Source organism: Niabella sp. ZPM-14 (genome assembly GCF_055693045.2).
This window is the reverse complement of sequence record NZ_CM181148.1, coordinates 1,889,181-1,914,346: the sequence shown is the minus strand read 5'-3', so window position 1 is coordinate 1,914,346 and position 25,166 is coordinate 1,889,181. Positions and strand designations below refer to the sequence as shown.

Below are 25,166 nucleotides of genomic sequence, written 5' to 3'. Positions count from 1 at the left end.
ATAGTTTATCACACGGGGGAATGATCTCGATAGCCATCGGGATATACCTGATAAGTTCCATTCGACCGTTAAAAACATAAAATATTTACGGATGAAAAAAGTTGATCCCCGCTTCGCGAAGTTTGTTAAAAAGAAAAGCAACGCCGCTGTAAAGGAAGCTTTCAAGCAAGAGAAAAGAAAATACAAAAAAGAGCGGGCCGAGTTTTTCGAGCAGAAAAAGAAAGAAGCCCGGCAGCAGCAGGCTGAAGCTCCCAAGATCATTCGCGAAAAAGTGGAAGTGGCCCAGATGCCTCTGAATAAATACCTGGCTCATGGCGGGGTGACCAGTCGCCGGGAAGCGGCCGACTTCATCCGCGACGGGAAAGTAAAGGTCAACGGAAAAGTGGTTACTGAGCCGGGATACAAAATGGCCGAAGGAGACGAGGTAACGGCCAATGGCAAAAAAGTGGTGATCACGAAGAACCTGGTGTATATCCTGATGAATAAACCTAAAGACTACATCACCACGACCGATGATCCTCAAAAGCGTAAGACTGTTTTAGACATCATTAAAAATGCAACGCCTGAGCGGGTGTACCCAGTGGGTCGCCTGGACAGGAATACCTCCGGTGTTTTGCTGATCACGAACGATGGGGAACTGGCTCAAAAGTTGACCCATCCGAGCAACCAGGTGAAGAAAATCTATGCCGTGACGCTGGACAAGCCGTTGGATAAAGCGCATTTCGACAATATTTTAAAAGGAGTGACGCTGGAAGACGGCCCTGCTCATGTAGATGTATTGGCCTACAGCGATCTCAAGGATAAGACACAGGTCGGCATTGAAATACACAGCGGACGCAACCGGATTGTGAGGCGGATTTTTGAGAGCCAGGGCTATGAAGTGAAAAACCTGGACAGGGTGATGTTTGCAGGCCTCACCAAAAAGAATGTGGAAAGGGGTAAATTTCGATTCCTTTCAGAAAAGGAAGTTAGAAATCTTAAATATTTTGGCAAGGAAGGAAAAGCCAAAAAGGCCGAAGTGAGAGAGGAGGCGGCTCAGCCCCGCGGACTTCAATCAAAGCCCACGGCTGCAAAACCGGCAGCAAAAAAGTTCGAATCAAAAGGGAAAAGCTTTCAAAAGCCGGAGGCAAGACAGGCGGCGACAAAGCCAGCATCCAGGAGGTTCGAGCCAGGGTCATACAAATCCAAAAATGCGGGTATAAAACCGGCATCAGAAAGACCTTCCTCTTACAAGCCCGCCCGTAAAACGGCTGCCACTTCTAAGCCGCCGGCTGCCCGTAAAGCGCCCGCGAAAAAAAGGTCATCTTGATGAGCGGGTTGAAGTGCAGCAGTTTCCTTTATCAATTTTTCACACCTTGAAATAAATCGTAAAGACATGTCATTAGAACAAACGATCAATGCAGATATCAAAACCGCCATGTTAGCAAAAGATGCTAACGCACTGACCAGCCTGCGCGCTATTAAAGCCGCAATTTTGCTGGCCAAAACAGCGGAAGGCGCGAAGGATGAAATATCTGCAGACGAAGAAATTAAAATCGTACAGAAGCTCGTAAAGCAACGCAAGGACTCCCTGGAAATCTTCGAAAAGCAAAATCGTCCGGACCTGGCTGAGAAAGAAAGACAGGAAATTGTCGTGATCGAAAAATATTTGCCGGCCCAGATGTCGCCTGAAGAATTGAAAGCCGCACTTCAGCAGATCATCGCAGATACGGGTGCTTCTTCTCCGGCGGATATGGGTAAAGTGATGGGCGTTGCCAGCAAGGCCTTCGCAGGAAAAGCAGACGGGAAGACCATTTCAGCGATGGTTAAGGAACTACTGGCCTAACTGCTATTAATAAAGTATTGGCAGATCATTTTTCTGTAGAAATTGGTCTGAACAGGTTAAAAAATGCCGGGACGTAAAAGATCCCGGCTTTTTTTATTCGGGATAATGCTTCTGCACCAGGTAATAATAAGGCGCAAAGTGGTGATGAAGGAAGTTGTCCTTACCCTCATCTTTAAATCGCTTGTCATACGCTTCATCCGGCATCAGCACCACCGGCGTGCCGGCCCTCATGTAATTGCTTGTAGCAACATATTCCGGTTCTTTAAAGCCGGGAAGAGCGTCTTTAATCGCCAGCTTATAAATGGTGCTGCCCAGGTATTTGGTGTACATTTTCTGCGCTTTCTGGGGCTTCCGGTTGACCCTGCCAAATAAAATACCACCGATCAGCCGGACACCAAATTTTTGCTTTTTCAACAGCGTTTTAGTATTGATAAGCGGGTTTGGCTCATTCATGTCCTGGATGCGCTGGATGGTGTATGGTGATTCAGGCACCCAATCCTTCCTGTTCACGATGGTGAAGCCCCAGCCGTCGCGCGTGATATTTTCATAATCGTAGGCATAGTACATATTCCCCGGCTTAGGAGCGGCGCTGCAATAGGTCTTAAATTGAACATCGCGCGGAAGTTTACCGTCTTGTTGGAGATAGTGCAGGTACGACCTCAGCAGGAACGCGATAGCGCCTCCCTGGCTATGCCCGAAAATATAAAAGTCCTTCACGCCCTTTTGATAGAGGTCTTCGATCTTGCTGACAATATCCGGCGCCATCGAGGCCATGGATACCGTCCAGCCCACGTGTACCGTAGCCTGGCTGTCAGCGGACAGCTTGTATTTAAAATCAGTGGAGTCGTTCAGGTGCAGGCTGCCCACAGCGGGAATCATTGCCGCGTAAAAATTGGCCAGCCAGCTGATCTTGTCGCCGATCGTTCCCCGGATAGAAATGACCGCCACATTATCCTTGCTCAGATACAGAGACCACTGGTTTTTCAGCCCCACTTCCGGCGAACGGTAGAGACGGGTATAGGGATCCGTCGCTGTCTTCCTCAAATTGCTGTCGGGAATCGAGCTGCCGAAATAGAATAGTGAAAACAAGGCAACGTATTCCTTGGCGTCAAAGCCGGGCTTCAACTTGCTCTGGGCGAAAGCAGGACTACTGCAAATCAAAAGAAGGATCATCCCAACAACAGAGGTGCGGACTTGGCTTGTTAACATGCGGTTATTCATATTCATAAAACGGGACTGATTATAAAATCAAAAAGCTCCGGGGTGGACCGAAGCTTTTGATAAGGAGTTGTTCTTTATAATGTTTTTAATACATCATTCATCGTTCTGACAGCGTCGGCGCTTTTGTTAAAGGTCGCCTGCTCTTCCTCACTTAGTTTAAAGTCCAGGATCTGTTCCCAGCCGTTTCTTCCGATGGTCACGGGCACCACGAGGGAAATATCGCTTTGACCGTATTCTCCTTCAAGGTATACGCCGCTGGATATCAGTTTTTTCTCGTCACGGAGAATGCTCTCCACCATCGCTGCTGTGCCTGCTCCCGGTGCATACCAGGCCGAAGTGCCGATCAGCTTGGTCAGTGTTGCGCCCCCAACCATTGTTGCCGATACGATTTTTTGCTGCTGTTCCTCGCTCAGGAAATTAGTCACCGGAGTGCTTCCCCAGGTGGCATGCTTGATCAGCGGGATCATGGTTGTATCGCCATGTCCGCCAATCACTACGGCGTTCAGATCAGCGGGGGAACATTGCAGTTCCTGGCTCAGGTAGTAGCGGAAGCGTGCTGAGTCCAGCGCGCCGCCCATCCCGATCACCTTATTTTTAGGCAGGCCGGAAGTTTTCAGCGTGAGATAGTTCATGGTATCCATGGGATTCGACACCACAATGATGATCGTATCGGGAGAATGTTTTAAGATGTTCTCGGTCACACTTTTCACGATACCGGCGTTCACCCCGATCAGTTCTTCCCGCGTCATGCCAGGTTTCCGGGGCAGACCGGAAGTGATCACCACCACGTCCGAATTTTCGGTTGCTACATAATCGTTCGTCACCCCTTTGATCTTTGTGTCAAAGCCGAGGAGCGCAGCGGTCTGCATCATATCGATGGCCTTACCTTCTGCAACGCCTTCTTTAATATCCAGTAAGATCAGTTCAGACGCCAACTCTTTGCGGGCAATATTATCGGCGCAGGTAGCTCCAACGGCGCCGGCACCCACTACGGTTACTTTCATATGTTTATTTTTTTGTTTTTTTAAGACCGCATGTGCCTGACCTGGCGGCGATCCGAACGGTGTCGGTCGCAGGAAGCCCGGAAAAGCATCAGAATCCGGGGAATCAAGCCATGTGTTACATCTGTTTTTGTTTTAAAATAAGGTATTGCTAAATTAACTGTTATGGTCCAAACCCCATTCATAACTTACTGATATTTATGGGCCGCTTCTTTTTCAAAATATTTTTTTGAAATCCGTTTGTTCAAAATAATTGAATTGCTTATTTTTGCGACCCGATTGAGAAATCGGAACAGGATTGACCCATGGTGTAACGGTAGCACTACTGATTTTGGTTCAGTCAGTTAAGGTTCGAATCCTTATGGGTCAACGCAAAAAGAGCAGGTCTAACAGACTTGCTCTTTTTTTTATCACCCGGCCGAAAAAAGATAACGGAAATTTAAAAATGAATACTTTTGGACATGCTTAAAGTTGGAATAGTAGGCGTCGGTCACCTGGGAAAATTTCATTTGAACAACTGGATCGAGATCAGCGACGTGGAAGTGGTAGGGTTTGTAGACCCTAACGATGAGAATGCTGACGCCGTGGTAGAAAAATACGGGATCAAGCGGTTCACCGATACCGATGCATTTTTAAGCTTATGCGATGCGATAGACATTGTAGCCCCTACCAATTATCATTATGAATGGTGTGAGCGCGCCATCAAGCTGGGAAAACATGTATTTGTAGAAAAGCCTTTTGCCCATACGATGGACGAAGCCCGCCAGCTGGTGAAGCTGGCCAAAGAGTCCAATATCAAACTGCAGGTGGGCCATGTAGAGCGGTTCAACCCCGCTTTCTTAGCCTTGAAAGGAATCGATCTCAAGCCCATGTTCATTGAAGTGCACCGTTTGGCGCAGTTCAACCCGCGGGGAACGGAAGTCAGCGTGATTCTCGATCTGATGATACACGACATCGATATCATACTGAGCCTGGTTAAGAGCGACGTGAAGAAAATTTCTGCCAGTGGCGTCGCCGTGATGACCGACACGCCTGACATTGCCAACGTGCGGATCGAATTCGATAACGGCTGCGTGGCCAACCTGACGTCGAGCCGGATCTCCATGAAGAAAATGCGTAAAATGCGGGTCTTCCAGAAAGATGCTTATATCGGGATCGATTTCCTGGATAAAAAAACAGAGATCATCAAGCTCAAAGAGCCGCAGGATAAAGATGTATTTGCTTTTGAAATGGCTACGCCTGGCGGCACCAAGACCATTGCCATTGCTAATCCACCTGTGCCACAGGTGAATGCGATCAAAAAAGAGCTCGAAGAATTTAAAGATGCCATCATTAATAATACCCAGACGGTGGTATCGGAAATTGACGGCCTTAAAGCCATGGATGTGGCCCACCAGATCCTGGCTAAAATTGGCAATGCCAGCATCGCCGGATAATCGCCGGCAACAATCACTTGCTTAGTTGTTCTTTGCCGGAGTGGATGCCGACAAAATGCTTGCTGCCGTTGCCAGGTCGGCCGGATGAGTGATCTTGATATTTTCTTTTTCTCCTTCTACCAATGTCACCATCATGCCGAAAGCCTCTACCACACTCGCTTCATCTGTAAACCACTCTTTATAATCAATGTTAAAAGCCGGTATGAGGATCTTGCTGTGAAATACCTGCGGGGTTTGTACCAGCGCGATTTTGCTGCGGTCGAGCGCCTCGTTGCTGCCATCTTCGTTGATGATGCGCAAACTGTCGCTGCAGGGAACAACGGGAATGGCGCTGCCGGTCTCTAAAGCTGTCTCATAACAGCGCTGTATCAAGGCAGTAGAAAGTGTGCATCTTGCCGCGTCGTGGACGAAGACGATCGCTTCCTCCGTGATCAGCGAGAGACCATTCTTCACGGAGTCGAAGCGGGTCGGTCCGCCGGTTGTGATCCGGATGCGGTCCTTCTCAAAATAGGCGTCAATGATCTCGCGTCCCATATCGACATAATCTTCCGCCAGCACCAGCACAATCTGCATGTCTTCATAAGCAGCCAGGAAGGTCTGAAGGGTGTAAAACAATACCGGTTTATGATGCAGCATGTGGAACTGTTTCGGCAGGTTGCCGCCCATTCTTTTCCCGGAACCTCCGGCAACGATAATCGCAACTTTCTTCATCCGGCAAATGTACGGCCGGACGACTAGTTTTTAATACGATTATCATCGGGTTTCGCACTTCTCCAGGCGGGCGCCATCGTATATTTGCTCATCATGAACTACCAGGAAACTTTAGACTATCTATACCACCGCCTCCCCTTGTTCAGCCGCGACGGAAGCCTGGCGATCAGGGAGGGATTAACCAATATCAAAGTCCTCTGCGAAATACTGGGCCACCCGCATCAGCATAAAAAAATGATACATGTTGCCGGCACGAACGGCAAGGGATCGGTGAGCCACATGCTTGCATCCGTGCTGCAATCGGCAGGTTACCGGACAGGTTTATATACTTCCCCTCATTTGAAAGACTTTCGCGAGCGCATTAAAATCAACGGGGAAATGATCCCTGAACAAGTCGTGATTGATTTTACTGAGAAACTGCAACCGGTTATCGAGGAGATCCGCCCTAGCTTTTTTGAAATAACCGTTGCCATGGCCTTTCATCATTTTATGACAAGTGATGTCGATGTTGCGGTGATCGAAACGGGGCTGGGAGGGCGGTTAGACAGTACCAATATCATACGCCCTGTAGTCTCTGTCATTACGAACATCGGCTTTGATCATATGCAATTGCTGGGCGACACACTGGAGAAGATCGCCATGGAAAAAGCAGGCATCATCAAGGAACAGGTGCCGGTGGTGATCGGCGAACGCAACAGTGAAACCGAAGCCGTTTTTACTAATGTTGCAGCAGAAAGACAGGCGCCGCTCTATTTTGCAGGAGATCATTTCCAGGTCATGGATTGGACTGCAACAGACCACGAGCTGATCGTACAGGTAGCGGAGCGTGGCAAAACTGATCATAGAAACTATCACCTGGACCTGACGGGGCAATACCAATCAAAAAACCTGTTGACGGCATTGGAAACCTGTCAGCTGTTGAAAGAGGCAGACTTTATGATTACGGAAGCCCATCTGCAACAGGGACTCCGGCATGCTAAAAAGCAAACCGGCCTGCACGGCCGCTGGGAAACGATCCGGCAACAGCCGCGCGTTGTGCTGGATGTGGCCCACAACGAAAGCGGCATGCGCGAGCTGATGAATCAACTGGAGCTGACGACTTACCATCGCCTGCATATAGTGCTGGGGATGGTAAAGGACAAGGATGTGAGTACGGTGTTGCAGTTACTGCCGCAGCAGGCGCGGTATTATTTTACCAATGCTCATATTCCGCGCGCCCTCGAAGGTGCTGTGTTAAAAGAGATGGCCGGCCCGTTGGGACTGTCTGGTCATGTCTATGAAAATGTGAACGATGCTCTTCGCGAAGCGCTTGCTCACGCGCATACGGATGATTTGATCCTGGTGTGTGGAAGTGTGTTCCTGGTAGGAGAGGTAAACCGGTAATTATTCACTTCGCAAGGAAAAGTATTGCTTCGAAGCTTTGACCGCCGGTGCCCAGGAAGCAAGGAATGAGACCACCATCACAGTAATGGCTACGAGCAGGAAGTCTGTTATTTTTAGTTCTACGGGAAAGTAATTGATCAGAAACGAACCGCCCTCAAGAGGAACCAGGTGAAATTGCTGTTGCAGCAACACCAGTACCAGCGCGATGATCATGCCAATGCCTGCACCGATGGTAGCCAACAAAAACCCTTCGCCCAGGAATATTTTCAGGATAAAACTTTTAGGCGCTCCCAGGGCGTTTAACACGCCGATGTCTTTTTGTTTTTCCAGGACCAGCATCGTCAGGGCGCCCACCATATTAAAGGCGGCTACAATCAGTATAATACATAATACAGCATAAAAGATCCACCGCTCCAGGTTCATGATCGCATACAGGTTTTGGTTTTGCTGGTAGCGGTTTTGAACAGTGTATTTCGGTCCGAAGATAGAGGCAAGTTGCTGGCCGATCTGTTCAGTCTCCGACGGATCTTTCACAGCGATCTCGACTCCGCTGTATTCATTCGCATTCAATTGCATAGACCGTTGCAGAAAATCGATGTTGGTCATCACATACTTATTGTCAAAATCCTGTTGGATCATAAACGACCCGGCTGTATGGATCGTGTCCGTGCTGATGTTTTCCAGCTCGTTCAATTCCTCCGAGTCGCTTTTGCGTGGAATGTAAATGGTCAGTGGATCCACATCGCTGCCGGCCCTCACGCCCAGCGCGCCTTCTATGCCCACGCCCAGCACCAGCAAAGGATGCTGGCTGTTGCCCACGTCAAACTTACCCGAATAAATATGTTGATTTACCGTTGTGGTTGTTTCATAGTTATGGTCCACTCCTTTTAGGTGAACAATGGACTGGTTGTTGCCGTTTTGCAGGATGGCCTTCTCTTCGACCACGAGCGAGAAATTTTTAATTCCCGAAAGGCCGCGTATTTGCTGTATCTGCTCCTGCGTCAGCGATATGATCTTGCCGGAGGCAGGGCCGATCTTGAGGTCCGGATAAAAAGAGGCGTAAAGGGACTTGACGAGCCCCTCGAAACCGTTAAAAACGCTTAATACTAAAATGAGCGAGGCAGTTCCTACAATAATAGCAACAATACAGATCCACGAAATGATATTGATCGCATTCGTGGATTTCTTGGCTTTAAAATAGCGCCACGCAAAAAGAGAAGTCAATAATTTAGAATTTGAGATTTAGGATTTATGATGTCTGATGTCTGACCTCAGAAGCATCATTTAAATTCATATATCAGACATCGTACATCAGACTTTCGACTTAATCGTTTCTCTCTTTCCGCTCTTCTTCGATCTTCTTGAACAATTCTTCCATGCGAAATACATGATCCAGTGTATCATCCGCGAAGAAGCGCAATACCGGCATGCTGCGCAGCTGGTGTCTTACGGATGCGGTCAGTTCTTTTTTAATTTCATGGTGGCGGTCTTCTATTTTTTTCAGCGCGGCCTCTTTATCATCGACCTGGAAAAAACTCAAATAAAATCTTGCTTCCAACAGATCGGGGGTCACTTTCACAGAAGAAATAGATACCATTCCGCCGCCGACCATATTCAGTCCCAGCCTTTGGAAAATAGTATTCATCTCTTCATTCAATAACCCGGCTACCTGTTTCTGACGTTTACTTTCCTGCATGATCATTCGTTTTTGTTACTGTAAAAGTAGCTACTTTGTAGGTTTTGCGCGGCACATTTAACAGACGACGGCACATTTTACTTTACCCGGGTAGAATACTGTCTGGCCGGTGTACAGCGCGCTTTGATTGTAAGCCTGACATGCAAGGCCTGTAAGGTTTTCAAAACTTCAAAGGTTTTTTCTGCTTTTCAAAATAGCGAAGTGCCAATGCCCTTCCCTTCTGAACCAGGTTTTTCCTGGTGTTTTTTATTGCCGTTTCCAGGCTGGTCGTTTTGTTATTGATAGATATTAGCTGATTAAAATAACGTGTCAATTTCTTTTCGGTATCATCAACGGTGCCACCAACGATGATCACCGGGAGGTGCGCCTTTTTAGCCAACAGTGCCACGCCATACGGCGCCTTGCCTTGCAGCGTTTGGTGATCAACGGCGCCTTCGCCGGTAATAACCAGATCCGCTTTTTGAAGTGCGGCTTCAAAATCTATCAGGTCTAAAAAATAGTCAATGCCATTGACCAACGTAGCGTTGCAGAGTGCAGCAAGCGACGCCGCAATACCGCCCGCAGCGCCGCTGTGCGGCAATGAACTCATATGGATCCCGGATATGTTGTAAACCGCTTTATCAAGGGCTTCCAGGTTTTGTTCCAGCTTTGGGATATCGTTTGTTGCGGCTCCTTTTTGCGGCCCGAATACACGAGCGGCACCATGCTTCCCCAACAATTTATTTCGCACATCGCACATCACTACTACCTCTGTCCGCATCAGCCGCCTGTTTACTGTAGTCAGGTCTATACTTTTCACCGATCCTAATTCAAAAGGAATATTGGATATCGTGTTCCCGTCTTCGTCTGAAAACCGAACACCCAGAGCCTGCAATAATCCCGCACCTCCGTCAACAGTGGCGCTCCCGCCGATGGCTAAAATAATCTTTGAAACTTGTGCATTTAACGCCCGCTTGATTAATATCCCAGTGCCAAAGGTGGAAGCAGTCATCGGATCGTATTCATCCGGTGTCAATAGTTTTAATCCAGATGCATCAGAAAGTTCGATAACCGCGGTCTTTTTATCTTTCGTGTAGTAGACAGGCGCTGTGATCGTCCTTCCCAGCGGATCGACCGTTTTGTAAAAGCGGGTGTATGTCTTTAAATATTTAGAAAGTAATTTTCCGGTGCCATCCCCTCCGTCCCCAACGGGCAAGGCTTCCATGGTACCAGGCAATCCACTGCTTTTCCAACCTTCCTGCAGTGCCTGCGCGACCTCGTCCGCAGGAAGACTGTTTTTAAAAGCATTAGGGGCGAGGATAATATGCGGTACTTTATTCTTAAAAGGCATCAGCTATTTTATAGACCCACGCGTATTGTCCCGGATGCTCGCCCGGAGCAAGGTTGGGCGCTGTTATGGCGATGCTGTTTCCTTTTTTAGCGAAAGCAACTTTGCCCTTGTAGCCCAGCAATGTCACGTTCGTGGCCTTAACTCCAGGTACCGCGATTTGTTTTTTCCAGCTGGTGGTCAACAGGTATAAGTCATTTCCTTTCCGGGTATAAAAAGCGGTGGTGTCCTTTTGCTTGGGGGCTTCCTTCCAGGCGGTGGTCTCGTAAATAGCGTCGCCATTGATTTTTAGCCAGTCGCCCATGTCTTTTAAACGCTGCTGCATGATCACGGGGATGGTACCGTCGGCTGCGGGGCCTATATTCAGTAGCAGGTTGCCGCCGCGCGAAACGATATGGATCAGCATATGAATCAACTGTTTACTGGTCTGGTATTGTTCCAGGTTTTCATTTCTATTATAACCAAATGATTCACCGATGCCCCGGCATTCTTCCCAGGGCCTTTCCAGGCTGGAGTTCCCGCTGCCGTATTCAGTCGTGTTAAAGCCGCCATGGTTGCGGCCACCGCCCCATCGATCATTGGTCACCACCGTATTTTTTACGGGCGATTCATTGTACAGCCAGGTTAGAAACTCGCGGCTGCGCCAGGTGGTGTCGCTTTGATCCCACTCGCCATCCGGCCAGATAATATCCGGTTTGTAACGCGTCACCAGATCTTTCATTTGGGGCAACATGTGTTCATCTACATACTGATGTACATCTTGTTTATACAGCGGATTATACCATTCGTACAAGGAATAATAAAAGCCCATGTGCAGTCCGGCTTTTTTCACTGCCTGGCTCAGGTCGCCTGCCAGGTCGCGATGAGGGCCGGCAGTAGCGGCGTTCCAGTTCCAGGACTCACGACTGGGCCACAGCGCAAACCCGTCATGGTGTTTGCTGGTAAGCACTACGTATTTAGCACCTGCATCTTTAAAGATGGTTGCCCATTGTTGCGGATCAAACAGCTCTGCTTTGAACATGCTGGCAAAATCCTGGTAATGGAATTGCGGGCCATAATTTTTGTTATGAAAGTCAACAAATTCTTTATGGATCTTCAGCTTTTCATTGTTCAGTCGCTCCCAATACCACTCGGCATAGTTACTGCCAAAGCCATCGGCGTTAGAATTCGTGGCCCACGACGGGACGCTATACAATCCCCAGTGAATGAAGATGCCGAATTTAGCGTTCGTGAACCATTCAGGTATAGGTCTGGCGTCGAGAGATTTCCAGTTGGGCTCATACTGGCCGAACGTTAAAATGGTACAGAGCAGCAAAGCAAAAGTGACCGTTATCTTACGCATAAATGTTAAAGAATTTTTATAAATGTCAAATATAACCGCAAAAAGTTGCAGTTTGCTGTTACGAATGGCTTTTTAAAAACGTCCTGAATCAGGGGCGCCAGGCAGCGCCCGTGAAGGAGCATCACGAAATGGCTCCCATCGATTTGACCATCAAAACATAACGAAAATGAAACGTTTACTGGTAATTCTTTCGCTGATCCCGCTGGTTTACAGTTCTGAACGACTGAGTATCGATCATATTTTGTGAGGGCGTAAAACATAACCGAGATGCGTGAGTGGGTAGTGATTCCGGGCCCATGCATGTGTAGGCAGGAACATGTTAGTACATGAGACTTTTATCGTTTAGCCCCACGCTGAAGTTCACCTTTGCACCAAGCGCATCCAACACTTTCAGGACCGTTTCCAAGCGTGCATTTTTCATACTGTTTTCAATTTTAGAGATTTGAGCTTTTTGCACGCCAACCAGGTCGCCGAATGGCTCTTGAGTCAACTGACGCTCTTGTCTCGCCTGCCTTATAGCTTGTCCCGGAAGGTCAATTCTGAGCTCCTGTTCAAATGCCTCGCGCTTTTTAGTTCCACGTTTCCAATGTGTTTGTCAATCATTATGTCTAAGGGGACAGGGCTAAGTTTCTTTGACGTGACCGTTTCGTTTATATTGTTTTCTATGCAGCGACATACTTCGAAAGTTACATATATATAAATGCTTATCATTCAAAAACCGTTTACATCTTTCCGACTTCAGGATTATTTTCCACGCCGCACCGATCTGAATCAAGGCAGGTTCCACCGGTAAAAAGTCCAAAGTTTCTGTACCTTTGCACACGGATGAGCCAGGAAGTGTTGCAGAATTTTTATCAGGATGACCCCCGCTGTTCCCAGATAGCGGCCAGCCTTCTATTGCCCCGTTCTTCCGAAAGCGGTTCGTCTATCGCACTCAACGGACTTTTCGGCAGCTCTGTTCCCTTCGTTGTGGCGGCTGCGGCACACCATTCGCCCGAGCTCAATCATGTGGTCGTTTTAAATGAAGCCGAGGACGCAGCTTATTTTCAGAATACGCTTGAAAATATCACCGGCGCGCTGGATATATTTTATTTTCCCTCTTCTTTCAAGACAAGAAAAAATTACAGGCTCCTCAATGCCTCTCACGTCATGTTGAGAACCGAGGCGCTGACCAAGCTCGCTTCCGGCAATGATGGACGCGAAGTGAGGCGGAAGATACTGGTGACCTACCCCGAAGCGCTGTTTGAAAAAGTGGTCATATCCAAAACGCTTTCAGATAACATTATTCATATCAAAACTTCAGAAAGTATTGATATTGGCGCGCTGTTGCTGAAGCTGGATAGCTTTGGTTTTGTGCGCAGCGATTTCGTGTACGAGCCCGGTCAATATGCATTGCGCGGAGGGATCTTTGATATCTATTCTTTTGGGAATGAGAAACCCTACCGTTTTGAGCTGTTTGGGAACGAGGTTGATTCTATCCGTATCATTGATCCTGAAACACAGCTGAGCGAAAGAAAGCTGCTTTCCGTGTCTATCATTCCCAATGTGGACACACAGTTTACTTCGGAAGAGAGAACGTCACTATTCGATTTTCTGCCCGATAACACGACTATCTGGTTGCAGGACCGGGAACTGTGTGAAGAACGGCTCAAGGACAATGTTGAAGAGCTCAACTATTTTTTAGAAGCCTATCCCACGCCATCCGTTTCCGCGAGTGGAGATGAAGATAAACTGATCAGGAAAGATCTTTCTGTGGATGATTTTATTAATTCGGAAGACTTTTTGAAGTCGATAGAACGCAGGCCGGTCGTGCATTTTGGCGGGAATGATTATAATGCCAAAGAGGAATTTGAATTCAACACCCAATCACAGCCGGCGTTCAACCGGCAGTTCGAATTGCTGATCAAAGATCTCAAAGAAAAAGAGCGGAAGAACTATAACATTTATATTTTTTCTGAAAACCCTAAGCAGCTTCAGCGGCTCCAGACCATTTTTGATGATCTGAAAGCGGAGCTTGTATTCAACCCGGTTTCGCTCTCTATTTACCAGGGTTTTATTGATGATGATCTTAAAATCGTTTGTTATACCGACCACGAAATTTTTCAACGGTACCACAAATACAAGGTCAAGCAAGCGTATAATAAAAATAAAGCCATCACCTTGCGCACGTTGCGTGAGCTGCAGCCCGGCGATTATGTCACGCATATAGATCATGGAGTGGGCGTCTATAGCGGGTTACAGAAGATGGACGTCAACGGCAAATTGCAGGAAGCCGTCCGGTTGATCTATAAAGACAAAGATGTACTCTATGTCAATATCAACTCGCTCCATAAAATAGCTAAGTATACGGGCAAAGACGGCAGCGTGCCGAAAGTCAATAAACTCGGTAGTGATGTATGGAACCGGTTAAAGGAAAAGACCAAAGCCAAGGTTAAGGAGATCGCGTTTGACCTGATCAAGCTGTACGCTAAACGTAAGGCCCAGCAAGGCTTTGCGCATACGCCCGACAATTACATGCAAACCGAGCTGGAGGCTTCATTTATTTATGAAGATACGCCTGACCAGAGCCGGGCTACTGCTGATGTAAAAAAAGATATGGAGTCCTCTTCGCCCATGGACCGGTTGATTTGCGGCGATGTAGGTTTTGGAAAGACAGAAGTCGCGATCCGCGCGGCTTTCAAGACATGTGTTGACGGTAAACAGGCTGCGGTACTCGTTCCGACCACGATTCTCGCGTTTCAGCATTATAAAACTTTCAGCGAGCGACTAAAAGAGTTCCCGGTAACGGTAGATTTTATCAATCGTTTCAAGACTGCGAAAGAAAAGAAGGAAACGCTCGAAAAGCTGAAGGCCGGCAAGATCGATATCCTGATCGGTACGCATGGTATCATCGGGAAGGATGTGAAGTTCAAAGACCTTGGCGTATTGATCGTGGACGAAGAGCAGAAGTTTGGTGTGGCCCACAAGGAAAAGATAAAGACGATACGTACCACGGTGGATTGCCTGACTTTGACGGCAACGCCGATCCCGCGTACTTTACAGTTCTCGCTGATGGGAGCAAGGGATCTGAGTATTATCAATACACCGCCGCCCAACCGCCAACCCATCCAGACGGAAGTGCAGGTATTTAATGAAGACTTTGTGCGGGACGCTATTTATTTTGAAACGGAGCGGGGCGGACAGGTGTTTTTCATTCACAACCGGGTGGCGGGTCTGGCAGAGATGGCTACGCTGATACAGGGTCTATGTCCCGATCTGTCAGTGAGCTACGCCCACGGGCAAATGGAAGGGCATAAGCTGGAAGAAAAAATCCTGGATTTTATCGACCGGAAATATGACGTGCTGGTATGTACCAATATTGTAGAGAGCGGCGTAGACATACCGAATGTCAATACGATCATCGTAAACAACGCGCATCATTTTGGTTTGAGTGATTTGCACCAGTTACGGGGTCGTGTGGGCCGGAGTAATAAAAAGGCCTTCTGCTATTTGCTGGCACCGCCGATGAGCACATTGCCCAGCGACTCGCGGAAGCGGCTTCAGACCCTTGAGCAACACAGTGAGCTGGGAAGCGGCTTCCAGATTGCGATGCGCGACCTGGACATCCGCGGGGCAGGAAACCTGCTCGGCGGAGAACAAAGCGGATTCATGGCCGAGATCGGTTTTGAAATGTACCAAAAGATCCTGGACGAATCTATCCGCGAACTGAAGCGTACGGAGTTTAAAGATCTGTTTAAAGAAGAGATCAGCAAGCAGGATGATTTTGTCCACGATTGTACGATCGATACAGACCTGGAAATTTTGATCCCGGATGAGTATGTTGAGAATATCACCGAAAGGCTGTCGCTCTACCAGCGTTTGGATAACTGTGAAAATGATGAAGAACTGCAGGCCATGCATGATGAACTGGCGGACCGCTTTGGACCGGTGCCTGCGCAGGTAGATGACCTGTTTGAAACCGTCAAATGCCGCAAGCTGGCGATAGACCTGGGTTTTGAAAAGATGAGTCTCAAAAATGAGACACTGCGTTGTCACTTCATCAATCGTCCGGATTCTCCTTATTTCGAATCGGATATTTTCCAGAAGATCATTGAATACCTGCAAACACAAACCAATAAGGCCCGGTTAAAACAGACCGGCAAATTATTCCTGCTGATTGCTGAACCGATTCCATCCATGACGGAGCTGCGTGAGTTCCTGGCGGAGATGCATGCCTTTGTTATTCCTAAATAGCCACTCAGTCACCTCGGTTCATCTCTACCAATAAATCGTTCCCTGCCTTTTAAAAAGTTGAGTGCGCGTTGTATGTTCCTGTTGAGGCTGTCCTCTGTCTTCAACCCGGCGAGATACCGGGTGATCTCTTTTTGCAGTGAGGGAGGGAGTGATTCGTACACAGATGCTGCCTCTTTATCTTGCTGCAACGCCTTCAGGAATGCGGGTGGAGCAGTGACGGTTGGCGGAGAAGTGTTGTAAGATATCGTGATATCAAGGGTTTCGCCGATGCGTTTCGGAGAATCCTTTAACATGGTCGTGTTAATATATAACCTCCAGTCGCCCTGGTATTTTAACAAAGTCTGCTGGTAGGGTTGTTTATTAACGGTGCCTTTAACCGGTATAGGGCCTTTGTCTTTACCGGCCTGTTTAAAAACTGCTGTAAGTATATCATCGGGGACGGGGACATACGGGTTGATACCAATGATCTCCAGAATAGCATGAAATTGATGTACAGGCAATTTTCCCATGGCGTTTTTTTTGCAAAGTACTAAAGGATGTTCCAAAGTTGAATAAAATAAAAGACCTGCCGGGAAGCAGGTCTTAAAAAGATCATAAGCAGTATGCTTACATATATTTCGTTTTGCCGGGAACTGCTATCGGATAGCTTCCGTCAGCGTTGGGAACAACAGGCGGGGTTGCGTCAAAGCTGTATTTCTTCGGCATGATATCAATGCCACTGTTCAGTGCTTTTTCGAAATCGATCACCTGTCCGCTATAGGTTGCCATACGTCCTACAATACCGGTCAGTGTGCTCAATGCGCCGTATTCTGCGTTATCAAATTTGTATTCACCCTTCGCGATCGCTTCAAACAATTCGTCGTGCTCGGTCTGGTAGGGGTTGTTTTCTTTCTTTTTATCAAAAGCAAACAAGGTCTTGCCGGTATGGTCTTTTATTACGGCGGCGTCTCCGAAAATTTTTCCTTTAGTGCCCACGATCAGTTCATCCACCTTGCTCATGGTGCGCGGAATATGGCGGCACTGGCTGTTCAGGATGCTGCCATCAGCATAATGAAACTCCACAAAATGGTGATCAAAGATCTCTCCGTATTTTTTATCGGTGCGTACCTGCCGACCGCCCATGCCTTGTGCTTTCACAGGGAAACCACCTTTGAACCAGTTGATCACATCGATATTGTGCACGTGTTGCTCTACGATATGATCACCGCACAGCCAGTTAAAATAATACCAGTTGCGCATCTGATATTCCATCTCTGTCTGGCCCGCTTCGCGCTCTTTCACCCACACGCCGTCATTATTCCACCACGCTTGTGCGGAAGTGATGTCGCCGATCAGGTCTTTATTTTTAAATAACTCGCGATAGGAGTTTTGATACCTTCTTTGTAACCCGACTACTACGTTCAGCTTTTTTTGTTTAGCTATCTCCGCTACATCCAGTACTTTCTTAATGCCTGCAGGATCGGTCGCAACCGGCTTCTCCATGAATACATGTTTGCCGCGTTTTACTGCTGCTTCAAAATGGATCGGTCTGAAACCCGGAGGTGTGGTGAGTATGACCACGTCTGCCAGCGCGATCGCTTTTTCATAAGCGTCGAAGCCTACAAACTTTCTTTCTTCCGGAACATCCACGCGGCTTTTGTCCAGTCCGTTCTCCGCCAGGTTGCCCGTAATCGCTTTATAGCAGCTGTCGATACGATCTTTAAAAGCGTCTGCCATCGCCACCAGCTGCACGTTTTGTTTAGTGCTCAGGGCCTGAAATGCAGCGCCCGTTCCGCGGCCGCCACATCCGATTAATGCAATTTTTATGGTACCCGCAGCGCCGGAAAAGAAATTGGCCCTGCTGAGAAGAGGTGCGGCCATCAGGCCACCGGCAAGCAAACCGGATTGTTGTACAAACTTTCTACGAGTTGTTTTATTGTCCATCTTTTTTATTTTGATGTTTAATGTATGAAGTATTCGTTACGTCAGCTTAAGAAGGCTGAATGATGGGTTACCATTTCCGGATACAATGCTTCGCAATTCTGAACCCACTCTTCAACTATCATTCAACGACCGTTCCAACCGAGGCCTACAAGCTCAGGTAAGTATCAAAAAATTGCTGAGCTTCGGCTTTCGTCGGTTGCTTTACAGGTCTCACCAGTCTGAACCCGACAAAAGGGGCATCTGCGTTCCACCATTTGCTTTTAGGAATCTGGGGATCTCTTCTGTTCCAGATCAGATCAGAAGGTTCGCGATTGGCGCTTCTTAGTTTGTCAGCAGGATCGTCATAATCACCACCGCGCACTAGCAAAGGATGTCTGGTGGTCGGGGTGTTCACCGGGTCTGTAGCTCCTTTTCCGGCCTTGCCATAAGCGTCTTCGGCATATTGGTCGAGCACCCATTCCTGCACATTGCCCAGCATGTCGAACAATCCCCAGGCATTGGGTTTTTTAAGACCCGTTTTGTGATATTTATTTTCGCTGTTAGCACTGTACCACGCGTAGTCCTTTAATTGCGCACTGTCCTTTCCGAAGGGATAAACCGTTTTGGATCCGGCGCGGCAGGCATATTCCCATTCAGCTTCCGTAGGAAGTCGATAAAACACACCGGTCTTTTCATATAGCCATTTGCAATACATGATCGCACCATGTTGCTTCATACTATTGGCAGGGAAACCACCTTCTTTTCCCATTCCAAGCGTAACATCTACATAAGGCCTTGACGGGCGGGATATAGCATCTACCTCACTGTTTTCCGCGTAGGTTTCATCATTAAGGTATAATCCAAATTCATCGTGGGTCACCTCTTTGGCGCCCATCCAGAAAGCGCTAAGGTTCACCTGATGGGGCGGACGCTCATCCGCTTCCACTTCACTTCCCATTACAAAGCTCCCTGCTTTTATCGGTACCATCGTAAAACGGATGCTTGATCCCGGAATGGCTTGTTCGTACTTTTCAAAAGAAACATTTTGGGCATGCGCACTGGAGAGGGCAATCACAGCACACATCGTTACAAGAGAATATTGCATGGCCTTAAAGATATAAAACTAACGGGAAAAAAATGTTGTGCAAACGATTGTTTAGGTTGGATCGCCAAGTTTTGCTATTTTCCGGTATCTATTTTCCTTTATTTTTCAACAGAAAGCATTTTATTAAATAAAACGTAACGATGCAACGCAGGTCATTTTTAAAGAAAACTGTGCTCTCAACCGGCGCCCTCGCTGTCACTTCAACCGGTTTCAGCAATAATCAAAAATGGAAAGATCAGCCCTTTCACCTCGACTATGCGCCACACGATGGCATGTTTGCCAATAGCGGCGGTAAAGATTTTATCGATCAGATCAAGTATATGTATGATCGCGGTTTCAGGTCGATAGAGGACAACGGCATGGCCGGCAGGTCGCCCGACATGCAAAGTAAGATCGGGGAAACCCTTTCCAAGCTGGGTATGCGGATGGGTGTTTTTGTAGTGCCCAAAGGTGGGAACGGTGCGAATACCCTGGCTGCTAAGAAGAAGGAACATATCGATATTTTCCTCGATGGCTGCCGGAAATCTGTAGAGATAGCTAAACGCTGTAATGCCAAATGGGTGACGGTTGTTCCGGGTGATTTTGAAAGATCACTGCCTCTGGCGGTACAAACCGCCAACGTTGTGGAAGCGCTGCGCCGCGGTGCCGAGATCTTTGAACCTCATGGTATCGTGATGGTGCTCGAGCCGCTCAGTGATACGCCCGACTTGTTCCTGAGATATTCCACACAGACTTACGAGATTTGCAAAGCTGTGGATAGCCCGAGTTGTAAGATCTTGTACGATGCGTATCATATGCAGAAAAATGAAGGCAACCTCATTAAGAATATGGAGCTCTGCTGGGATGAGATTCCTTATATACAGGTGGGTGACAACCCCGGCCGTAAAGAACCGACAACAGGTGAGGTCAACTATAAAAACGTATTCAAATTTTTACACGAGAAAGGATACAAAGGTGTGGTAGGCATGGAGCATGGCATTTCGCAACCCGGCAAGGCGGGTGAGGAAAGGCTCGTACAGGCTTACAGGGAGGTGGATGATTTTATGTAGGAGCGATGGACCATGGAATATAGACCATAGTCCATGGTCCATAGTCCATAGATTATCGGCATCAACTATTTAACATTACCCATCCACCTTTTCACGAGCGGAGATAAGAGCAGTATTAATGCCCCTGCAACAGCAGATGCAATCGCAATTTGCTTCAATATGGTAGCGTAATAAGGGAGCGAAGCGATCGCATTATTTTGTACCGCCGAAGGCACGCTCATCAGCTTGCCTATTTTCCCCGCCAGGAACTCGCCGCCGGCGCTTGCAAAGAACCAGATACCCATCATCACTGCGACCATCCTCACGGGCGAAAGCTTGGTGATCATCGATAAGCCGATAGGCGAGAGGCAAAGCTCTCCCGCGATAATAAACATATAGCCCATGATGAAGGGGATCAGACTGATGAGGCCCGCCTGCGCATGGAGACAGCCCAGGTAGAACACCAGAAAGCCGATGGCCATAAAGACAAACGAAAATCCAAACTTAACCGGTGTAGCAGGCTCTGCATTTCTTTTTGCCAGCCAGGTCCACAGCCAGGCAAAGAAAAAGCTAAGCACTACCACCCAACCCGGCGGTAAAAAATTATTAACGGCCAGGGGCGCCAGTTCCACGCCCATGACGTTCATATCCACATTACGCATGGCAAACAAGTTCAGCGAGCCGGCGTTCTGCTCGTAAAATGCCCAGAACAATATTGAAAAGATGATCATGAACAGCGCTGCGATCAGCTTGTTTCTTTCTGCCGGCTCCATCCGGAAGGCTTCCCACAACACGTAGCCAACGGCCACAATACCGAGAATGCTCATGAAGTAGTCCATGATCTCGTGCCGGTTGAAAAGCGCCACTACAATGGGCACTACCAGCAAGGAGGCAAGATAGATGAGGTATTCCTGGTTAACGCCGGCGATTCTTTTTTGCAGCGCCAACAGGTTAGGTGGTAATCCCCGGTGTCCGAGAGATTTTTGACCCAACAAAAACACGATCAATCCGACTGCCATAAAAATACCGGCCAGTCCGAATCCATAATGCCAGTTGATCACCTGGCCTACGTAACCGCATAGTAGTCCGCCCAGCGCTCCGCCGATATTGATCCCCATGTAAAACAAAGAGAAGCCGCTGTCGCGCCGAGGATCATTCTCCTCGTAAAGAGTGCCCACGAGGCTTGAAATATTAGGTTTGAAAAAACCGTTGCCGCAAATGATAAAGGCCATACCGTAAAAAAAGCTCCACTCCTGCGGTAGCGCCAGCACCAGGTGCCCGATGGTCATCAACACACCACCATAGATCACCGCGCGGCGATAGCCCAGGAACCGGTCTGCCAGCATACCGCCCAGCATGGGCATCGTGTACACGAGGGCCGAGTAAGCGCCAAGGATCCCATAAGATTTGGGCTCATCAAATTTCAGCTCGGTCACCATGTAGGCAATCAGCAAGGCTTTCATCCCGTAAAAGGAAAAGCGTTCCCACATTTCGGAAAAAAATAAGAGATACAACTGGCGGGGCTGTTTGCCTACGGCTCTTTGGGTCATATAGTCCAATTAAAAAAGTCCTAAAGCAATGTTTAGGACTGGTTGTTTAAAAGTAAAATAATTTATTTAACGCCGTGCATTAACCTTTTCATGACGGGTGTAAGCAGCATGATCAGGACGCCCAGACCTATCGGAATCAATGTGAAGATCAGGAAGAAGGTTTGCATGGAATATTTGGTGGTGATCTCATCGATCATACCGCCCATGGTGCCTGCGAGTTTATTACCGATAGCCATCTGGAGGTACCAGATACCGAACATGATGCCCACCATGCGTCCCGGTACCAGCTTACTCACATAAGAAAGACCCACTGGTGATACAAACAGTTCGCCAAGCGTGTGAAACAGATAAGCGATCACCAGCCAGATCATGCTGACAGAAGCTACCTTGGCGCCTACCGGGATGCCTGATGCGCCAAACGCTAATGCGCCAAAGCCGATCCCCAGCAGGATCATGCCTAAGCCGTTCTTCACTGTCGCCGGCGGATTGAAGCGGCTTTCCCAAATTTTGGACACCAGCGGTGCCAGCGTAATAATGAACAAAGCATTCAAAGAGCCAAACCAGGAAGCAGGCACTTCGGTAGCTGCGGCAATGAACTGGTTGTAGAGCATATAAATCACCAGGATCCAGATGATAGCAAAGCCTATTGCCAGGATCAGGTTACCGGTAGCATAATTTTTAAAGGTTTGTCCGAATAGTTTCAGCAGCACGTAAGTGATCACGACCATCGGGATGATCACGATCAGCGTATTCACAATATTGAAAATAAGTTTGCTATGATCCGTTAACACGCGGTCTGTATAATCTCTTGCAAAAATGCTCATAGAGCCTCCGGCCTGCTCAAACGATGCCCAGAAAAACATCGAAACAAAGGCCAGTACCACAATCGCGATCATCCGGTCGCGCAACAGTGCCTCATATTGAAAAATTCTTTTGAACAGCACCAGCACAAACAAGATCAGCGCCACCAGTACGACAAAATTGCTTCCGTCGAGGCTGCCAACACTGAAAGGGAACATGTTGAAAGATGATATTTTAGACACCGGATCGTTGATCACCCACGTCAGTCCGAGCACAGAAACCAGTACGATCAGCACCAGGTCTAACTTTGAAAAAGGATTGATCTTTACTTTATCAATGTCGCCGACGGCTGGTTTTTCTGCAATAACCGCTTCCACAGATTCTGCAACTTCAGGAGCAGCAGCAGTGTCAGCCGCCTTCTTAGGCTTTAGTCCCACATTGCCAAAGATTCCCTGGGTGAAATAAAATTGTAGCATACCCACCAGCATGAAGATACCGGCTAAACCAAATCCGTAACTCCATCCCACGTTCTCACCGAGATAGCCGCACAACAACATACCGAGGAATGATCCTGAATTCACGCCCATATAAAAGATCGTGTAGGCGCCATCTTTTTTTTCAGGATGTTTTTTATACAACTCAGAGACGATGGAAGTCATGTTGGGTTTAAAGAAACCGTTGCCCAATACGAGCAATACCAGCCCGATGTATAAAAAGGCCTTGTCCGTTTCTATGGCCATCGATGCGTGTCCCAGGGTCATTAGCGACGCGCCCAAAACCACTGCCCACCGGTATCCGAGGATCTTATCAGCAAAATAGCCTCCCAGGATCGGGGTCAGGTAGGCCATCGCCGTATAGGATCCGTATAAGGCCAATGCATGCTCCCTCGGCCATCCCCAGCCTGGATTGTCGCCTATAAGAGATGAAGTGAGAAATAATACAAGCAGTGCCCTCATGCCATAGTAGGAGAACCGTTCCCACATTTCCGTAAAAAATAATACAAACAGGCCTGAGGGATGACCCAATACGCGGCTCTTAAAAAAGTCGTTTTCGGTTGCGGACATATTAATTTTTTTTAACGATATTGGTAAATATAATAATTTACCTGTAAGCAAATGCAACAGGGCAAATATAGGGGGTGTTGCACGATTTTGATCGCCAACCCCTTTTTTGTAGGCTTCAGCTGCTCCGGCCCACACGCGCATACTGCTAAAGGTAACTTTCTGAATATTTTACCGGCCACCAACCTTGCGCCCGGTAATTCTTTTTGTTACCTTCACGCCCACTAAAAACGCATAAGAAATGAATATATTAATACTCGGAGGCGGTGGAAGAGAACATGCACTGGCCTGGAATATCAAGGAAAGAGGGCAGGGACAACATGAGCTGTTTATCGCACCGGGGAATCCGGGCACTGCACAATGCGGTACTAATATTGATATTGCAGTGACTGATTTTGAAGCGTTGGGCCAGTTTTGCCTTCAGCAAAAAATCGATATGGTGATTGCAGGTCCCGAAGAGCCGCTTGTAAAGGGCGCCTGGGACTATTTTCAAAAAGATGCGCTGAAGCATATCCATTTTATAGGCCCTTCCCAGTTTGGCGCTCAGCTGGAAGGCAGCAAAGCCTTTGCCAAAGCCTTTATGCAACGGCACCAGATCCCCACTGCTGCCTACCGGGAATTTTCTGCTGCCCAGTTTGAAGAAGGCGTTAATTATTTGAAGGAACATTCATTGCCGATCGTTTTGAAAGCAGACGGGCTCGCAGCAGGTAAGGGCGTGGTGATTTGCCAGACGCATGCCGATGCAATTATCGAGTTTGAAGCGATGCTCGTGCAGGCCAAGTTTGGTGAGGCGGGTAAGACGGTGGTGGTGGAGCAGTTCCTGGATGGGATCGAGATGAGTGTCTTCATCCTGACCGATGGCAAAGAATATGTGTTGTTGCCCGAAGCAAAAGATTATAAACGGATCGGTGAGAAAGATACCGGCCTTAACACAGGTGGCATGGGCGCTGTAAGCCCTGTGCCGTTTGCGTCAGCTGAGTTTATGGAAAAAGTGACCCGCAAGATCATTGAGCCGACGGTTGCAGGTTTAGCACAGGAAAAGATCAACTACACCGGCTTTGTATTTATTGGCCTGATCAAAGTGAACAACGAACCTTACGTAATCGAATACAATTGCCGCATGGGCGATCCTGAAACAGAAGTGGTCATGCCGCGTCTGAAAAATAACCTGGCCGAACTTTGTCTCGCGGCGGCGGAGCACCGGTTGAGCCAGGTTGCGATTGAAACCGACAAACGCAGCGCGGCGACGGTGGTAGCTGTCAGCGGCGGCTATCCGGGCGCGTTTGAAAAGGGATATAAAATTACTTTCCCCCCTCCTTCGGAAGCGCCGGGGGAGGTTATCATTTTCCAGGCAGGGACAAAAGCCAAAGATGATCATATCGTTACCAGCGGTGGCCGCGTGTTATGCGCGACGTCCTTTGCTGATGATATTCCGGGCGCTGTAGCCCAATCAAGGGAAGCGCTCTCCGGAATTTCGTTTGATGATATGTATTTCCGGAAAGATATTGGCTACGAATTCGGCGCGTAATTTCTTTGTTGCCGGG

At 48.0% G+C, this 25,166-nt stretch carries 20 protein-coding genes and 1 tRNA gene; 8 read left to right on the top strand and 13 right to left on the bottom strand.

The genetic code is table 11. From position 1 onward, the window contains the following. Window positions 1-91 precede the first annotated feature (91 nt). Window positions 92-1,309 (top strand): pseudouridine synthase, encoded by a 1,218-nt coding sequence (locus tag ACU37H_RS08145; protein ID WP_472702023.1) that lies wholly within the window; start codon window positions 92-94, stop codon window positions 1,307-1,309. Between the two features lie 66 nt (window positions 1,310-1,375). After that, window positions 1,376-1,825, top strand: coding sequence for a GatB/YqeY domain-containing protein (locus tag ACU37H_RS08140; RefSeq protein WP_472702024.1), 450 nt, complete (start codon window positions 1,376-1,378; stop codon window positions 1,823-1,825). A gap of 93 nt (window positions 1,826-1,918) precedes the next feature. On the opposite strand, the gene ACU37H_RS08135 is transcribed toward ACU37H_RS08140, so the two are convergent. Together ACU37H_RS08135 and mdh are read right to left on the bottom strand one after the other, a co-directional pair. Continuing rightward, the gene (locus ACU37H_RS08135; protein ID WP_472702025.1) at window positions 1,919-3,034 is read right to left on the bottom strand and encodes a lipase family protein; all 1,116 of its coding nucleotides are present in this window, start codon (window positions 3,032-3,034) and stop codon (window positions 1,919-1,921) included. Window positions 3,035-3,120: 86 nt separating this feature from the next. After that, the gene (gene mdh, locus ACU37H_RS08130; protein WP_472702026.1) at window positions 3,121-4,050 is read right to left on the bottom strand and encodes a malate dehydrogenase; all 930 of its coding nucleotides are present in this window, start codon (window positions 4,048-4,050) and stop codon (window positions 3,121-3,123) included. A 296-nt stretch (window positions 4,051-4,346) separates the two neighbouring features. Here mdh and ACU37H_RS08125 point away from each other — a divergent pair. Together ACU37H_RS08125 and ACU37H_RS08120 are read left to right on the top strand one after the other, a co-directional pair. Beyond that, window positions 4,347-4,417: transfer RNA gene (locus ACU37H_RS08125), tRNA-Gln, on the top strand. Between the two features lie 91 nt (window positions 4,418-4,508). Then, window positions 4,509-5,483, top strand: coding sequence for a Gfo/Idh/MocA family protein (locus tag ACU37H_RS08120; RefSeq protein WP_472702027.1), 975 nt, complete (start codon window positions 4,509-4,511; stop codon window positions 5,481-5,483). A gap of 21 nt (window positions 5,484-5,504) precedes the next feature. On the opposite strand, the gene ACU37H_RS08115 is transcribed toward ACU37H_RS08120, so the two are convergent. After that, on the bottom strand, window positions 5,505-6,194 hold the full coding sequence (locus ACU37H_RS08115) for a 2-C-methyl-D-erythritol 4-phosphate cytidylyltransferase (protein ID WP_472702028.1): 690 nt from the start codon (window positions 6,192-6,194) through the stop codon (window positions 5,505-5,507). Between the two features lie 93 nt (window positions 6,195-6,287). On the opposite strand from ACU37H_RS08115, the gene ACU37H_RS08110 reads away from it, so the two are divergent. Further along, window positions 6,288-7,577, top strand: coding sequence for a bifunctional folylpolyglutamate synthase/dihydrofolate synthase (locus ACU37H_RS08110; RefSeq protein ID WP_472702029.1), 1,290 nt, complete (start codon window positions 6,288-6,290; stop codon window positions 7,575-7,577). On the opposite strand, the gene ACU37H_RS08105 is transcribed toward ACU37H_RS08110, so the two are convergent. The 5 genes from ACU37H_RS08105 to ACU37H_RS08085 all read right to left on the bottom strand — a co-directional run bounded on the left by ACU37H_RS08105 (window position 7,578) and on the right by ACU37H_RS08085 (window position 12,432). Further along, a complete protein-coding gene (locus ACU37H_RS08105) occupies window positions 7,578-8,801 on the bottom strand; it encodes an FtsX-like permease family protein (RefSeq protein ID WP_472702030.1) in 1,224 nt (407 codons plus the stop codon). It lies immediately after the preceding gene. Window positions 8,802-8,901: 100 nt separating this feature from the next. Further along, window positions 8,902-9,273 carry a 30S ribosome-binding factor RbfA gene (gene rbfA, locus ACU37H_RS08100; protein ID WP_472702031.1) on the bottom strand — a complete coding sequence of 124 codons (372 nt, stop codon included), beginning with the start codon at window positions 9,271-9,273 and terminating at the stop codon, window positions 8,902-8,904. Between the two features lie 160 nt (window positions 9,274-9,433). Continuing rightward, the gene (locus tag ACU37H_RS08095) at window positions 9,434-10,603 is read right to left on the bottom strand and encodes a glycerate kinase (RefSeq protein WP_472702032.1); all 1,170 of its coding nucleotides are present in this window, start codon (window positions 10,601-10,603) and stop codon (window positions 9,434-9,436) included. Further along, on the bottom strand, window positions 10,593-11,942 hold the full coding sequence (locus ACU37H_RS08090) for an alpha-L-fucosidase (RefSeq protein ID WP_472702033.1): 1,350 nt from the start codon (window positions 11,940-11,942) through the stop codon (window positions 10,593-10,595). The genes ACU37H_RS08095 and ACU37H_RS08090 overlap by 11 nt, the downstream gene beginning before the upstream one ends. Window positions 11,943-12,261: 319 nt before the next feature. Beyond that, window positions 12,262-12,432, bottom strand: coding sequence for a helix-turn-helix domain-containing protein (locus ACU37H_RS08085; RefSeq protein WP_472702034.1), 171 nt, complete (start codon window positions 12,430-12,432; stop codon window positions 12,262-12,264). Between the two features lie 335 nt (window positions 12,433-12,767). Here ACU37H_RS08085 and mfd point away from each other — a divergent pair, with 335 nt between their 5' ends. Beyond that, the gene (mfd, locus tag ACU37H_RS08080) at window positions 12,768-16,175 is read left to right on the top strand and encodes a transcription-repair coupling factor (RefSeq protein ID WP_472702035.1); all 3,408 of its coding nucleotides are present in this window, start codon (window positions 12,768-12,770) and stop codon (window positions 16,173-16,175) included. An 8-nt stretch (window positions 16,176-16,183) separates the two neighbouring features. On the opposite strand, the gene ACU37H_RS08075 is transcribed toward mfd, so the two are convergent. The 3 genes from ACU37H_RS08075 to ACU37H_RS08065 all read right to left on the bottom strand — a co-directional run bounded on the left by ACU37H_RS08075 (window position 16,184) and on the right by ACU37H_RS08065 (window position 19,182). Further along, window positions 16,184-16,684 carry a YdeI/OmpD-associated family protein gene (locus ACU37H_RS08075; protein WP_472702036.1) on the bottom strand — a complete coding sequence of 167 codons (501 nt, stop codon included), beginning with the start codon at window positions 16,682-16,684 and terminating at the stop codon, window positions 16,184-16,186. A gap of 97 nt (window positions 16,685-16,781) precedes the next feature. Further along, window positions 16,782-18,098 carry a Gfo/Idh/MocA family protein gene (locus ACU37H_RS08070; protein WP_472702037.1) on the bottom strand — a complete coding sequence of 439 codons (1,317 nt, stop codon included), beginning with the start codon at window positions 18,096-18,098 and terminating at the stop codon, window positions 16,782-16,784. 145 nt (window positions 18,099-18,243) lie between these two features. Further along, complete coding sequence (locus ACU37H_RS08065; RefSeq protein ID WP_472702038.1) at window positions 18,244-19,182, bottom strand: formylglycine-generating enzyme family protein; 939 nt, start codon at window positions 19,180-19,182, stop codon at window positions 18,244-18,246. Window positions 19,183-19,322: 140 nt separating this feature from the next. On the opposite strand from ACU37H_RS08065, the gene ACU37H_RS08060 reads away from it, so the two are divergent. Further along, the gene (locus tag ACU37H_RS08060; RefSeq protein ID WP_472702039.1) at window positions 19,323-20,231 is read left to right on the top strand and encodes a hydroxypyruvate isomerase family protein; all 909 of its coding nucleotides are present in this window, start codon (window positions 19,323-19,325) and stop codon (window positions 20,229-20,231) included. 65 nt (window positions 20,232-20,296) lie between these two features. Here ACU37H_RS08060 and ACU37H_RS08055 read toward each other — a convergent pair whose 3' ends face one another. Both ACU37H_RS08055 and ACU37H_RS08050 read right to left on the bottom strand, forming a co-directional pair. Continuing rightward, complete coding sequence (locus tag ACU37H_RS08055) at window positions 20,297-21,760, bottom strand: peptide MFS transporter (RefSeq protein ID WP_472702040.1); 1,464 nt, start codon at window positions 21,758-21,760, stop codon at window positions 20,297-20,299. Between the two features lie 62 nt (window positions 21,761-21,822). Continuing rightward, entirely contained in the window at window positions 21,823-23,625 is a 1,803-nt protein-coding gene (locus ACU37H_RS08050; protein WP_472702041.1) for a peptide MFS transporter, read from the bottom strand. Between the two features lie 238 nt (window positions 23,626-23,863). On the opposite strand from ACU37H_RS08050, the gene purD reads away from it, so the two are divergent. Then, a complete protein-coding gene (purD, locus tag ACU37H_RS08045; protein WP_472702042.1) occupies window positions 23,864-25,150 on the top strand; it encodes a phosphoribosylamine--glycine ligase in 1,287 nt (428 codons plus the stop codon). Window positions 25,151-25,166 lie beyond the last annotated feature (16 nt).